Annotated in this window: 14 protein-coding genes; 5 read left to right on the forward strand and 9 right to left on the reverse strand. The window is 63.6% G+C overall.

Going from position 1 to position 13,692, the window contains the following annotated elements; all coding sequences use genetic code 11:
• Positions 1 to 5 precede the first annotated feature (5 nt).
• The 6 genes from FB598_RS05410 to FB598_RS05435 all read right to left on the reverse strand — a co-directional run bounded on the left by FB598_RS05410 (position 6) and on the right by FB598_RS05435 (position 6,522).
• Complete coding sequence (locus tag FB598_RS05410; protein WP_141914130.1) at positions 6 to 2,021, reverse strand: acetyl/propionyl/methylcrotonyl-CoA carboxylase subunit alpha; 2,016 nt, start codon at positions 2,019 to 2,021, stop codon at positions 6 to 8.
• A 23-nt stretch (positions 2,022 to 2,044) separates the two neighbouring features.
• Positions 2,045 to 3,679 carry a carboxyl transferase domain-containing protein gene (locus tag FB598_RS05415; protein ID WP_141914129.1) on the reverse strand — a complete coding sequence of 545 codons (1,635 nt, stop codon included), beginning with the start codon at positions 3,677 to 3,679 and terminating at the stop codon, positions 2,045 to 2,047.
• 78 nt (positions 3,680 to 3,757) lie between these two features.
• The gene (locus FB598_RS05420) at positions 3,758 to 4,183 is read right to left on the reverse strand and encodes a YchJ family protein (protein ID WP_141914128.1); all 426 of its coding nucleotides are present in this window, start codon (positions 4,181 to 4,183) and stop codon (positions 3,758 to 3,760) included.
• A complete protein-coding gene (locus tag FB598_RS05425) occupies positions 4,183 to 4,785 on the reverse strand; it encodes a 2-hydroxychromene-2-carboxylate isomerase (RefSeq protein ID WP_141914127.1) in 603 nt (200 codons plus the stop codon). Before FB598_RS05425 ends, FB598_RS05420 begins: the two co-directional genes overlap by 1 nt.
• A gap of 27 nt (positions 4,786 to 4,812) precedes the next feature.
• A complete protein-coding gene (locus tag FB598_RS05430; RefSeq protein WP_141914126.1) occupies positions 4,813 to 5,997 on the reverse strand; it encodes an isovaleryl-CoA dehydrogenase in 1,185 nt (394 codons plus the stop codon).
• Positions 5,998 to 6,099: 102 nt separating this feature from the next.
• Positions 6,100 to 6,522, reverse strand: coding sequence for a MerR family DNA-binding transcriptional regulator (locus FB598_RS05435; protein ID WP_141914125.1), 423 nt, complete (start codon positions 6,520 to 6,522; stop codon positions 6,100 to 6,102).
• Between the two features lie 255 nt (positions 6,523 to 6,777).
• Here FB598_RS05435 and FB598_RS05440 point away from each other — a divergent pair, with 255 nt between their 5' ends.
• Entirely contained in the window at positions 6,778 to 7,842 is a 1,065-nt protein-coding gene (locus FB598_RS05440) for an MBL fold metallo-hydrolase (RefSeq protein WP_141914124.1), read from the forward strand.
• A gap of 66 nt (positions 7,843 to 7,908) precedes the next feature.
• Here the strand turns inward: FB598_RS05440 and FB598_RS05445 are convergent, their stop codons facing one another.
• Complete coding sequence (locus FB598_RS05445; protein WP_141914123.1) at positions 7,909 to 8,406, reverse strand: hypothetical protein; 498 nt, start codon at positions 8,404 to 8,406, stop codon at positions 7,909 to 7,911.
• A 227-nt stretch (positions 8,407 to 8,633) separates the two neighbouring features.
• A complete protein-coding gene (locus FB598_RS05450) occupies positions 8,634 to 10,034 on the reverse strand; it encodes a PLP-dependent aminotransferase family protein (RefSeq protein WP_141914122.1) in 1,401 nt (466 codons plus the stop codon).
• 159 nt (positions 10,035 to 10,193) lie between these two features.
• Between FB598_RS05450 and FB598_RS05455 the strand changes: the two genes are divergently transcribed.
• Positions 10,194 to 10,433: a hypothetical protein gene (locus tag FB598_RS05455; protein ID WP_141914238.1), complete on the forward strand. Its 240-nt coding sequence runs from the start codon at positions 10,194 to 10,196 to the stop codon at positions 10,431 to 10,433.
• A 383-nt stretch (positions 10,434 to 10,816) separates the two neighbouring features.
• On the opposite strand, the gene def is transcribed toward FB598_RS05455, so the two are convergent.
• A complete protein-coding gene (def, locus tag FB598_RS05460; protein WP_141914121.1) occupies positions 10,817 to 11,341 on the reverse strand; it encodes a peptide deformylase in 525 nt (174 codons plus the stop codon).
• Positions 11,342 to 11,364: 23 nt separating this feature from the next.
• On the opposite strand from def, the gene FB598_RS05465 reads away from it, so the two are divergent.
• The 3 genes from FB598_RS05465 (at position 11,365) to dprA (ending at position 13,650) form a co-directional block, all read left to right on the forward strand.
• A complete protein-coding gene (locus FB598_RS05465) occupies positions 11,365 to 11,610 on the forward strand; it encodes a hypothetical protein (RefSeq protein ID WP_141914120.1) in 246 nt (81 codons plus the stop codon).
• A gap of 110 nt (positions 11,611 to 11,720) precedes the next feature.
• Positions 11,721 to 12,437, forward strand: coding sequence for a hypothetical protein (locus FB598_RS05470; RefSeq protein WP_141914119.1), 717 nt, complete (start codon positions 11,721 to 11,723; stop codon positions 12,435 to 12,437).
• 64 nt (positions 12,438 to 12,501) lie between these two features.
• Positions 12,502 to 13,650 (forward strand): DNA-processing protein DprA, encoded by a 1,149-nt coding sequence (dprA, locus tag FB598_RS05475; protein WP_141914118.1) that lies wholly within the window; start codon positions 12,502 to 12,504, stop codon positions 13,648 to 13,650.
• Positions 13,651 to 13,692: the final 42 nt, after the last annotated feature.

The raw sequence follows: 13,692 nt of genomic DNA on the forward strand, positions 1-13,692 counted from the left end.
GGCGCCTATGCGGTTTTGAATTCGAGCAGTTGCGCACCTTCGGCGACCTGGTCGCCCACCGCGTACAGCATGTCTTCGACGGTGCCGCCGGCGGGCGCGGCGATGGTGTGTTCCATCTTCATCGCCTCCATGATCAGCAGCGGCGCGCCCTTTTCAACGATGCTGCCTTTCTGCGCCAGGATCGCCACGATCTTGCCCGGCATGGGCGCGGTCAGGCGGCCGCCTTCGGCTTCGCTGTGCCCGGCATGCGCCATCGGATCGGCATAGCGCAGGCTGGATTGCGCGCGGCCGTCGAACACATGCAGCAGTTCGCCTTCGCGCACCACCTCGGCTTGCAGCATGCGGCCGTCGAGCGACAGGCGCAGGGTATCGCCGTCGGCGGATTCGATGCGCATGGCATGGACGTGGCCGTTGGCCAGTAATTTCCAGCCGCTGCCGTCGCCCGCATATTCCAGTTGCAGTGTCGACGGGCCGGACTGGTCGCTCAATTGCAGCGTGCGCAGCAGCTTGCCGTTGAGCCGCCAGCCATGGGTGGACGACCAAGGATCCGCGCCGCTGGCGGCGCGCGCTTCGCCTTGCAGCAGCGCAGCGGCGGCCAGCGCCAGCGTGTCGATGGATGCCACTGCGGGCGGCGGGAACAGCGCGTCGTGATGACGTTCGATCAGGCCGGTATCGAGGTCGGCCTGCGCGAACGCGGCGCCGGCAACCAGGCGCTGCAGGAAACCGATGTTGGTCGCCAGGCCAACCACCTGGTATTGCGCCAGCGCGCGCGACATGTTGCGCAATGCGGCCGCGCGGTCGGCGCCCCAGACGATGAGCTTGGCGATCATCGGATCGTAGAAGGGCGAGATGGCGTCGCCTTCGCGCACGCCGGAGTCGATGCGCACGGCGGCCGGTTGCGCCGCGCCCGCCTCATGCAAACGGAATTCGACGGCGCTTGCCGTGCGCATGCGCGCCAGCGTGCCGATCGAAGGGAGGAAACCTTTCTCCGGATTCTCGGCATAGATGCGCGCTTCGATCGCATGGCCGTGGATGCGCAACTGCTCTTGCCCCAGTGGCAGCGCTTCACCGGACGCCACGCGCAATTGCCATTCGACCAGGTCCTGGCCGGTGATCATTTCGGTGACCGGGTGCTCCACTTGCAGCCGCGTATTCATCTCCATGAAGTAGAAGCTGCCATCTTGATTGGCGATGAATTCCACCGTGCCCGCGCCCACATAGCCGACCGCCCGCGCGGCGGCGACAGCGGCGTCGCCCATGGCGGCGCGGCGTTCGGCGGTCATGCCGGGCGCCGGCGCTTCTTCCAACACCTTCTGATGGCGCCGCTGCACCGAGCAGTCGCGCTCGAACAGGTAGACGCAGTTGCCGTGGGTGTCGGCGAACACCTGGATCTCGATATGGCGCGGCCGCGTCAGGTATTTCTCGACCAGCACGCGATCGTCGCCGAAGCTGGAAATCGCCTCGCGCTTGCAGGACGCCAGCGCGGCCTCGAAGTCTGCCGAACGCTCGACCACGCGCATGCCCTTGCCGCCGCCGCCGGCGCTGGCCTTCAACAGCACCGGGTAGCCGATGCGGTCGGCTTCGGCGCGCAGAAAATCACTCTCCTGGCGCTCGCCGTGGTAGCCCGGCACCAGCGGCACCGCGGCCTTTTCCATCAGCGCCTTGGCGGCCGACTTGGAACCCATTGCGCGGATCGCCGAAGCCGGTGGGCCGATGAAGACCAGGCCGGCGTCGGCGCAGGCCTGGGCGAATTCCGCATTTTCCGACAGGAAGCCGTAGCCGGGATGGATGGCCTGCGCGCCGGCGGCCAGCGCGGCGGCGATGATCTTGTTGCCGCACAGGTAGCTTTCCTTGGCCGGCGCTGGGCCCAGGCGCACGCTTTCGTCGCAGCTCTGCACGTGCTTGGCGCGGGCGTCGGCATCCGAATACACCGCTACCGTGGCGATGCCGAGACGGCGCGCGGTGGCCGCCACGCGGCAGGCGATTTCGCCGCGGTTGGCGATCAGGATCTTGTTGAACATGGGGTCTCCTCCGTGGGCGCGGTTCAGATGCGGAACACGCCGAATTTGGTTTCTTCGATAGGCGCATTGAGCGCCGCCGACAGGCCCAGCGCCAGCACCGTGCGGGTGTCGGCCGGATCGATCACGCCGTCGTCCCACAAGCGCGCCGAGGCATAGTAGGGATGGCCCTGCGTTTCATATTGCGCGCGGATCGGTTCCTTGAAGGCGGCTTCTTCTTGCGCGCTCCAGCTGCCGCCGCGCGCTTCGATGCCGTCGCGCTTGACGGTGGCCAGCACGCTGGCGGCCTGCTCGCCGCCCATCACCGAGATGCGCGCATTGGGCCACATCCACAAAAAGCGCGGCGAGAACGCGCGTCCGCACATGCCGTAATTGCCGGCGCCGAAGCTGCCGCCGATGATCACCGTCAGCTTGGGCACGGCGGCGGTCGACACTGCCGTCACCATCTTGGCGCCGTGGCGGGCGATGCCTTCGTTCTCGACTTTCTTGCCGACCATGAAGCCGGTGATGTTCTGCAGGAAGATCAGCGGGATCTTGCGCTGGCAGCACAGCTCGATGAAGTGCGTGCCCTTCTCGGCCGATTCCGAAAACAGGATGCCGTTGTTGGCGACGATGCCCACCGGCATGCCATGCAAGTGGGCGAAGCCGCACACCAGCGTGGTGCCGTAGCGGGCCTTGAACTCGTCGAACTGGCTGCCGTCGACGATGCGCGCGATCACTTCGCGCACGTCGAAGGGCTTGCGGGTGTCGGTGGGGATCACGCCGTACAGTTCATGCGCCGGATACTTCGGCGCGACGCTCTCGCGCAGCGCCAGTTGCTGCGGTTTCTTGCGGTTGAAGTTGCCGACGATGCCGCGCGCGATCGACAGCGCATGCAGGTCGTCTTGCGCCAGGTGGTCGGCCACGCCGGACAGGCGCGTATGCACGTCGCCGCCGCCCAGTTCCTCGGCCGTGACCACTTCGCCGGTGGCGGCCTTCACCAGCGGCGGGCCGGCCAGGAAGATGGTGGCCTGTTCCTTGACGATGATGGATTCGTCGCTCATGGCCGGCACGTAGGCGCCGCCGGCGGTGCACGATCCCATCACGACGGCAACCTGCGGGATGCCCTTGGCCGACATATTGGCCTGGTTGAAGAAAATGCGGCCGAAGTGGTCGCGGTCGGGAAAGACCTCGTCCTGGTTGGGCAGGTTGGCGCCGCCGCTGTCGACCAGGTAGATGCAGGGCAGGTGGTTGAACTCGGCGATCTCTTGCGCGCGCAAATGCTTCTTGGCGGTCATCGGGTAGTAGGTGCCGCCCTTGACCGTAGCGTCGTTGCACACGATCAGGCATTCCTGCCCGGCCACGCGGCCGATGCCGGTGATGATGCCGGCCGAGGGCGCGGCGTCTTTCAGGTTGCCGTCGCGGTCCTTTTCACGGTACATGCCATAGGCCGCCAGCTGCGAGAATTCGAGGAAGGGCGTGCCGGGGTCGAGCAGCATCTGCACCCGGTCGCGCGGCAGCAGCTTGCCGCGCGCCAGGTGCTTGTCGCGCGCGGCCTGGCCGCCGCCTTCGGCGATCGCCGCGACCTTTTGCTTCAGGTCGTCGACGATGCGTTGCATGGCATCGCGGTTGGCCTGGAAATCCTCGCTGCGCGGGTTGAGCTTGCTTTCGATCTGCGGCATGTCGTGTCTCTCTCTTCAGTTTTTCTGTCTGCCGGTGGTGGGCTTGTGATGGACTTATGGCGGGGCTTATGGTGGGGCTTATGCGTCGCCCGGGAAGTTGCCATCGACGTAGTACCAGCGCGGCGTGCCATCGGCGTCCGGCTGGCGCACGAAGTTGCTGATCTCGTGCATGCGGTGCGCCTTGCCGCCGACCTTGAAGCGCGCCACGAACTCCACCGTGGCTTCGTCGCTGCCGGCGACATGGGTTTGCTTCTTGATGTCCAGGCCGATCCAGTTGACGTCGGTCTCGCCGGTCAGATCTTCTTCCGGCAAGGTCTCGGGGAGCCAGGTCGCGCGTAGGTAGGCTTCATCGCGCAGCGCATAGGCGCTGTAGCGCGAGCGCATCAGCAGTTCGGCCGTGGCGGGAATTTCCGCGCCCGAGATGAAGCGGCCGCAGCAGGCGGCGAAGGCGCCCTTGCCGCAGGGGCATGCGCTGCCCTTGGCGTGGTCTTTCTTGGCGGCCATCAGATCTTCCCGTTTGCCAGGAAGGCATCCAGTTGCGGGTAGCGGTCGAAGCCCCAGAACGGTTCGCCGTCCACGATCACGAAGGGCGAGCCGAACACGCCTTGCTTTGCTGCTTCCTCGGTCGCCAGGCGCAGCTTGTCCTTGATCTCCTGGGTGCCCAGCGCCGCTTCCAGCGCGGCATGGTCGATGCCGAGGTCGCCGGCGATGCGCAGCACGTTGGCCGGCACGCTGATGTCGATGTCTTCGGTGAAGTAGGCGCTATAGACGGTCTGGATGAAATCGACCGCCTTCGCCGGCTGCTGCTCTTGCACCCACAGCGCGGCGCGCGCGGCGACTTGCGTGCCGATGGGGAAGTTGCCGGGTTCCTTGAAGAAGATATTGTGGAAGCGGGCGGTGCGCCCCATGTCGTGGCGCGAGTATTCGCCCTTGACCGGGATGGTGACCAGCGAGTTGGTGCCGATGTTCTTGAAGATCGGTCCCAGCAGGATGGGATGCCAGTTGACCTGGCGGCCGTATTTCGCCGCCAGCTTGCCGATCTCGACGGCGCCGAAGTAGCCGTAGGGGGAGCTGAAGTCGAAGTAGAAGTCGATGGGCTTGCTCATGATGTGGTGTGGGTACGGGGAAAAAGGTCAGAGGGTATCGGCGAACAGTTCGCGGCCGATCAGCATGCGGCGGATCTCGCTGGTGCCGGCGCCGATTTCGTAGAGCTTGGCGTCGCGCCACAGGCGGCCCACCGGATATTCGTTGATGTAGCCGTTGCCGCCCAGCGCCTGGATCGCTTCGCCGGCCATCCAGGTGGCCTTCTCGGCCGAGTACAGGATGGCGCCGGCGGCGTCCTTGCGCAGCGCGCGCACCTGTTCCGGCGAGGCGGCGCGGTCGCAGGCCTGGCCCACGGCATAGACATAGGCCTTGCAGGCCATCATGGTGGAATACATGTCGGCCAGCTTGCCCTGCATCAGCTGGAATTCGCCGATGGCCTGGCCGAACTGCTTGCGGTCGTGCACGTAGGGCACCACCGCGTCCATGCAGGCCTGCATGATGCCCAGCGGGCCGCCGGAGAGCACCGTGCGTTCGAAGTCCAGGCCCGACATCAGCACGTTGACGCCGCGGCCGACGCCGCCCAGCACGTTTTCTTCCGGCACCTCGCAATCCTGGAACACCAGCTCGCCGGTATGCGAGCCGCGCATGCCCAGCTTGTCGAGCTTTTGCGCCACCGAGAATCCCTTGAAGCCCTTTTCCACCAGGAAGGCGGTCATGCCGCGCGCGCCGGCTTCCAGGTCGGTCTTGGCGTACACCACCAGCACGTCGGCGTCGGGCCCGTTGGTGATCCACATCTTGCTGCCGTTGAGCACGTAGCGCTCGCCCTTCTTGTCGGCGCGCAGCTTCATGCTGACCACATCGGAACCGGCGTTGGGTTCGGACATCGCCAGCGCGCCGATGTAGTCGCCGGAGATCAGCTTGGGCAGGTATTTTTGTTTTTGCGCGTCGTTGCCGTTGCGCTTGATCTGGTTCACGCACAGGTTGGAGTGGGCGCCGTACGACAGGCCGATGGAGGCCGAGGCGCGCGAGATTTCTTCCATCGCGACGATGTGCGCCAGGTAACCCATGTTGGCGCCGCCGTATTCCTCGCTGGCGGTGATGCCCAGCACGCCGAGGTCGCCCAGTTTCTTCCACAGGTCCATCGGGAATTGGTCGCTGCGGTCGACCTCGGCGGCGCGCGGGGCGATTTCGGCGGCGGCAAAGGTGGCTACGGCCGCGCGCAGCGCATCGATGTCTTCGCCGTGGTTGAAGCTCAGTCCTGGCAGGTCGGGCATGCTTGTCTCCTCATTGTCGGTAGTCGTTTTTTCGATGCCGGTTCTGTGCCGGCGTGTTGACGTTAACGTCAACTATATTGTCTTCCGGTGTGCGCGGTATCTTCAGGCGGCCTTGCGGCGGGGCTTCGGCGCGCCGCTTCTTTTGCCCGCGTCTTCCAGCAGCGCGCGGCATTCGTCTTCATGCGCGGCGATCTCGGCCAGCGTCAATTCCAGGTCTTCGCGCTGGCGTTCCAGCTTGTCGCGGTGCTGCTGCAGCACGCCCAGGAAGCGCTGCAATTGCGGCTCGGTATCCTTGGGCGATTCGTACATGTCGATCAGATCCTTGATCTCCGAGAGCGTGAAGCCGAGGCGCTTGCCGCGCAGCGTCAGTTTCAGCCGCGTGCGTTCGCGTGCCGGATAGACGCGGTTGCGGCCGCCCGCGCCTTCGCGCTTGGGATTGAGGATGCCGTGATCCTCGTAGAAACGGATCGCCCTCGGGGTGATTCCGAACTCTTCCGCCAGTTCGCTGATGGTGTAGGTGGGCATGATGGCTCGCTCTGCGTCGAACGGGAATATTGGTTAAGCTGGTCCGGAGGTACCGCCATGCGTCTCTTTGCACGGAACGGATGCGGCATCGAAACTTCCGGAACTGGCACTTTACGTTAACGTAAAGTATATTGTGCTCCGTCGTCCAGTGGAAAATGCAGGAGACATGACGGCCTGGGCGTTTTATTGTCCGTACGGCAATGTCTTGCCCGTTCTTCGTTCCGCTTTCTTTCGTTTCATCTTGTCAGGTATTTCATGAATGAACTTGAATCCCAGCTCGACTACGCCTTCGGCGACGCCATGCCGGAAAGCGGCCGCACCATGGAGGTGGCGCCAGGCGTGCGCTGGTTGCGCATGGGTTTGCCCTTCGCGCTGAACCACATCAACCTGTGGCTGCTGGAAGATGAAGTCGAAACGCCGCAAGGTTTGCGGCGCGGCTGGACCGTGGTCGATTGCGGCATCGCCACCGATGCGACCAGGCAGGCATGGGAAACCATCTTCGCCGAGGAGTTGAACGGCTTGCCGATCCTGCGCGTGCTGGCCACGCATTGCCATCCGGACCATGTCGGCCTGGCCGACTGGCTGTGCCGGCGCTGGCAGGCGCCGCTGCTGATGAGCGCCGGCGATTATGCGTTCGCGCGCGTCATGTCGGCGGCCTTGCCGGGCGCCGAGGGGACGGCGGCGACGCCGCATTTCCAGCGCCACGGCCTGGCCGATCCGCAGACGATCGCCACGCTGCAGGGCCGCAACAATTACTACCAGGAATTGGTGCCGGCGATGCCGCATGCCTATGCGCGGCTGCAGGATGGGCACGCCGTGCGCATCGGCGGGCGCGACTGGGAAATTATCACCGGCTTCGGCCATTCGCCGGAACATGTATCGCTGTACTGCGGCGAATTGAACGTGCTGATTTCAGGCGACATGGTGCTGCCGCGCATCTCGACCAATGTCTCGGTATTTGCGATCGAACCGGAATCCAACCCGGTGCAGCAATTCCTGGATTCATTGAAGAAGTATGCGCACCTGCCAGCCGACGCGCTGGTGCTGCCGTCGCACGGCAAGCCGTTCCGCGGCCTGCACACCCGCATCGCCCAGCTCGACGAGCACCATCGCCTGCGCCTGGCCGAGGTATTGGAAGCGTGCGCCACGCCGCAGACCGGGGTGGATATCCTGCCGGTGCTGTTCAAGCGCGCGCTGGATACGCACCAGCTTTCGTTCGCCCTGGGCGAGGCGGTGGCGCACTTGCACAAGCTTTGGTACGACGGTGCGTTGCGGCGGGAATTGGGCGAGGACGGGGTTTATCGTTTTGTTGCCGTCTAGTTGGGAAGTGGTTATTGCGAATTTATGGCAGTTTCTAGCCGGAAACAGTCCATCTTCTTGGATGGCTTATTGTGTTGCAGAGGTATCACCGGCCAATTCTCTATAAAAGAGCACGCATTGATATCCGGACATGCGGTGCTGCTTACAAAAAATTGATCTAAAAATCGCATTTTGGCTGACGTCCTGGATGTATGCATCTTTGCCACTGCGTAAAATGGTTTCATCGAGCGACTTGGCTTCCAACACGTTTAAACACATGGCTGTAATAGCATGTTCCTCGACTGCGATAGATTTTCCATTCATTGATTCTCGTGCGCGCTGAAGCGTGGCCAAACACCGCGTGGAGTCCGGATTTTGAATGCCGTATTTTTCTGCGTTTGATAACTCCATACATCCACGAGCCACGGCGGCGAATGCCCTTAAGTCTTCTGTTCTGTATTCCAATTCACCGGCAATTGCCACTGCACACAGTATTTCCTTTTGCTGTGTAGGTAAGGACAGTGACGCTGCATTTGCAGAAGACAATGTCACAGCCAAAATCAAAGTGATTATTGGGAATTTCATATTTCTGGTTTAGTAAGCTGCTGCCCCATTAAAAGGTTGCACCTTATGAACACAATCCCAAAGAAGTTCATGAGCTTCAGTTTTTCTGTGCAAGAGCATTGCGTTGACTCACCAACGTTTGCATAGCGGGTGACCTGAGGGCATTAATTATCGCATCCGATATTGTTTCGCATCACGATCAGTACGTTCATCGGAACGTCTTCGCCAAAACTTCGCCAGGAGCCCAGTTAAACCACCGCAGCGCTGAACGTCTCGGGCCGCCGCGCAAGCAGGTGGGACAGCTGTTGAAGACTCGCCTGCAAGCGCCCGCGGTCCTTGATGCTACCCAAGGAGATCCGGATTGCATTGACGGAGCCGCTGCCAGTTGCGAATGCTTCCGCCGGCGTGATTGCGATGCCCTCGCCGTCGGCTGCGCGCGCAAGCTGTGATGAGCTCCAATACGCCGGCAACTCGAGCCATACATGCAGGCCGTCTCCGGCGCCGCTGTACCGTCCCGCCAGGATATCCCGGGCCATCCGGTGGCGCAGGCGCGCTTCGTTGCGTATGCCTTGCATCAATCCGTCGGCCGAACCGTCGAGGATCCACTGCGTGGCCAGTGCGGCCGTCAGCGGCGCGACCATCAGCGCAAACGATCTTAGCGCGGCCAGGAAGCGTTCGCGTTCGTGCGGGTCGCGTACGAGCACGAAGGCGACCCGCAAGCCGGGCGTCAGGCATTTCGACAGGGTTGAGATGTAGTACACCTGTTCCGGGGCAAACGTGGCGACAGGCGGTGGCGGCGCATCGGCAAGGAGCCAATAGGGATCGTCCTCGACGATGCGGACATTGCAGCGCTTCGCGATGCTGGCGAGCTCCTTGCGCCGGTGTTCCGGCATGGTGATGGCGGTCGGGTTCTGTAGTGTTGGATTGAGGTAGAGCAGCCCGGGTTTGTGCTGGCGGCAGGCTTGCTCAAGCATCTCGGGCAGCATTCCGTGCTGGTCGGTTTCCACGGCAATGATGTGCCGGCCGAATTGGGTCGCTGCGGCACGCAAGCCGGGATAGCTCATTGGCTCTGCCAGGATGGCATCGCCCGGCTCCGTGAGCGCAAGGATCAATGCGGCGATTGCCGCTTGCGCACCCGGGCAGACAACAACCTGCCGGGCATCCAGATGCCCAAACATCGGTTCGAGCCATGTGGCTCCAGCCTTGCGGTCGGAGTCGCTTCCCCCGGCCAAGTGGTAAGTCATCAGCAATTCATTATCCGCCCTCATCAATACTTGGGACAAACCTTGTTTCAGCATATCGTCGAAGTCCACGCCATCCGGCGGCGGCGGGGTATTCATGCTCAGGTCGAGGATCGGGGTCAACTCGACTTTCGGCGCGGCGACATAAGTGCCTCGAGCGCCGCGGCCTTCCAACAGGTTGCGGCGTCTGGCTTCGTCGTATGCGCGCGTGATCGTCGTCAGGTCGACATCCAGTTGTGCCGCCAACTGGCGCTGCGGAGGCAGACGGTCACCCGGTTTCAGCGATCCGTCTGCCATTGCGGCCTGCAACGCATCCGCAATCTGCAAAAAACGTGGCCCGCCGTGCATGGCCAATCTTGGCAACCAGATGGGCACATTGTCATCTTGTACGGTTTTGGGCTGGGACATTTTGTCTCAATGTATGGAAATTGCTTTTAAGTAGTATGTCCCGGAACGTGCGGCAACACCATCCTTGCATGGCAGCCGCTGGCGTTTTTGCCTCTCTCATCGGGGAGGTGGTGTTCCTCACGACAGTCGATGTCAAGCAATAGCCTGGAAATACGCAAAATGATGGATTGGGTTCCTATAGTCTTCGTTACATTCAAGGTGCTCGTGCTCGGCACGGGCATGTTCTTTGCCATCAAGTGGCATTACGATCAAGGGAAAAAGGGGAGGAAGACAGTGCAGCGCGCGGTGCTGCGCGCCAGCGGCAAGGTGGCCGTAGTCTTCGTGCTATCGCTCCTGGGGCTGGGACTCGCCACTTTCGCCGTTACCAGGATGCAGGGGTTGGACTTGACCTTCCCATGATGGCAAGCAATAGCCGGCATGGGCATTGTATGGTTTCGCCGCCGCCTGGTCGGGATGAGGCTATCGAGAATCTATGACGGCCTTGGCCGCCGAAAGCAGGCGAAGGCTCGCATGTGTCACTCAGGAAGCGCTGCCGGCACGAGGTGCTGCAGATGTCCATACCCTGCGGCTCTGGCGAACTCGGGAAGCTTCCAGATGGCGCCGTTCGCCCCCCAGCAGCCGTCCGCTACTTCGAAGAAGACGGTAGACATCATGACCCGGGGTTGATCGCCGGCGGGCATGCTTTTCTCAAGTATCGCGTAAATGCCCGCAATCGCATGTCGTGAAATAAAAAACGCCGGACGATCGGTCCGGCGTTTTGTCTGGCTGAGCGTGCGGCAGGTTCAGGCGGTGGCCGCGCTCTTCTTCATCTCGCGCTCTTCCTTCTGCAGCTTGGTCTTGATGCGGTTGCGCTTGAGCGGCGACAGGTATTCGACGAAGACCTTGCCCTTCAGGTGGTCCATCTCGTGCTGGATGCATACGGCCAGCAGCTCGTCGGCTTCCACCTCGAACGGGGTGCCGTCGGCGTCGAAGGCGCGCACCTTCACGCGCGCCGGACGCTCGACGCCGTCGTAGATGCCGGGCACCGACAGGCAGCCTTCATCGTAGACTCGCTTTTCCTCGCTGGCCCACAGCACTTCCGGATTGATGAATACGCGCAGCTCGCCGCCGTTGTCGGAAACGTCAATGACGATCACCTGTTCGTGCACGTCGACCTGAGTCGCGGCCAGGCCGACGCCGGGCGCGGCGTACATGGTCTCGGCCATGTCGGCGACCAGCTTCTTGATACGCTCGTCGAACACGGTGACGGGCTTGGCCACCTTATGCAGGCGCGGATCGGGGTAACGGAGGATATTGAGCAGGGCCATACGCGTGAATCTCGGCAATCGACTTGGAAGTCGGAAAAGGTCTGGTACATCGTCGCTCGCCATTTTGTGAGCAACGGGAAAATTTTTATCGGGAATATCTTTTAAATAAGGTCGGATTACGCGGCATCAAGTGCGGCGACGGCAGAATGACAGCTCCCGTCGGCGGGATTGGTGCCCGGCAAATCCGGGCGGCATGCCGGTTCCGGCTGCTGTCGCCGTATGCCTTGCCGACACTGGCCAGCTTTGTTTTGATCTTCCCGAAACGATGAAAAAGTTTAGCACAGGCCCGCTGCTTTTCGCTTGCTGGGTGCCCGCAGGGGCGGTTTCGGCGCAGGAGCCGCCGCCGTTCGTTGTTTCTCCGCCGCTGCCGGAATACATCTTGTCGCCGCGACCGCGCGTGCTGGCGCCGTTGCCGCAAGCCCAACAGGCGGCCGATGACGGTGCGTGGCCGCAGGCGATGGTGCTGGATGGGGATGCCGGCCCGTTTGCCGAGGTGACCGGGCTTGTGGCGGCGCGTGATGTCGTGCGGGATGCCGCGCAGATGTTCGTGTCCGGCCAGGTGGTGCGCATTGCCCCGGTTGGCGCATCCGGCGCGCCGCTGGAAGAGGGCGTTTCGATCTACCGCCTTGGCCCGGTGCTCGGTTCTGCCGACGGCCGTACGGCGCTGGGGCGCATGGCTTACCGGATCGGCAGCGCCCGCATCGTCCGCCGCGATGCGGATGGCAAGGCGACCAAGGCGGTGATTGCCCACGGCAACCGGGAGATCGCCGCGGGCGACATCGTGCTGGATGCGCGGGCATGGCCGGCCGCAGCAAGGCAAGAAACCGTGCGCGCGGTGGCTGCGCGCGTGGCGTTGCAGTCCGGCGCGGAACGCATGCGCCTGGCCGCCATGGGCCAGGTGGCGGGGCTGGACCGTGGTGCGCTGGACGGCGTGCGCGCCGGCATGTGCCTGCGCGCGGTGGAATGCGACCGCACGGGAGATGTCGTCGGCCGCGTGCTGCACGCCGGCGGCCGGGCGTCGGTGGCGCGGCTGGAGCACGGCGCCGCTTTGCTGGCCGGGGGCGACGAAGTTTGCGTCGCGGCTTGCCCCGATTGATGTCCGATTCAACGCCTGTGTGAACGATATGGATGATTTCCCGCTTTCCCCGGATCTTCCCGCGATGGAGAATCCGGCCTCCCTGGAGGCATGGTTGCGATTGACGCTGACCGATGGCGTCGGCAGCGAAACCGGGCGGCGCCTGCTGGGCGCCTTCGGCTTGCCGGGACTGGTGCTGCGCGCCGGGCGGGCGGCATTGGAGGCTCTGGTCACGCCGCGCGTAGCCAACGCCTTGTGCAAGCCGCCCGGCGCAGCCATGCGCACCCACATCGATGCCACGCTCGCCTGGGCCGAGGCGCCGGGCAACGCGATCGTCACGCTGGCCGATGCGCACTATCCGCGAGCCTTGCTCAATATTCCCGACCCGCCGCTACTGCTTTACGTGAGGGGCAACATCGCGCTGCTGGAGGCCAACGCGCTGGCGGTGGTCGGCAGCCGCAACGCCACCGCGCAGGGGCTGGCGCATGCCGAGCGCTTCTCGGAACAATTGAGCCATGCGGGCCTTGCCATCGTCTCCGGCCTGGCGCTGGGCATCGACGCCGCCGCGCATGTCGGCGGTTTGCGCGGACCGGGTTCGACGGTGGCCGTGATCGGCACCGGCATCGACATCGACTATCCGCCACGCAACCGTGCATTGGCGCAACGCATTGCGCAAGAAGGCTGCATCGTCAGCGAGTATCCGCTGGGCATGCCGCCGCTGGCGGCCAACTTTCCGCGCCGCAACCGCCTGATTTCGGGGCTGGCGCGGGCGGTGCTGGTGGTGGAGGCGGCGGCCCAGTCGGGCTCGCTGATCACCGCGCGCATGGCGGCCGAGCAGGGGCGCGACGTGTTTGCGATCCCGGGCTCGATCCATTCGCCGCTGGCCAAGGGCTGCCATCAGCTTATCCGCCAGGGCGCCAAGCTGATCGAGACCACACAGGATATCCTGGAGGAAATGCCGCCCTTGTTCGCGGCAAAGGGAAATGCCTCGCTTGCGTCGCCCGATTGGCAACGGTCGCAACCTGCCGGAGCGGAGGGCGTGGGCGGCGCCGGTAATGACGATGCGGCAACAGCTCTTGTCATGCAGGCAATGGGCCACGATCCGGTCGGCACGGATACCCTCGGCGCGCGCTGCAAGCTGGACGCGGCGCAACTCTCGGCAATCTTGCTGGCGCTTGAGCTGGCGGGGCGCATCGAAGTGTTGCCGGGGGCGCGCTATCGTCGTCTGGCGTAGGGGCGGGTTCCTAAAAGTTTATGCAGCAGGCTCGGAAAAATC

This window comes from Herbaspirillum sp. SJZ106 (assembly GCF_006715495.1).
Lineage (GTDB): Bacteria > Pseudomonadota > Gammaproteobacteria > Burkholderiales > Burkholderiaceae_D > Herbaspirillum.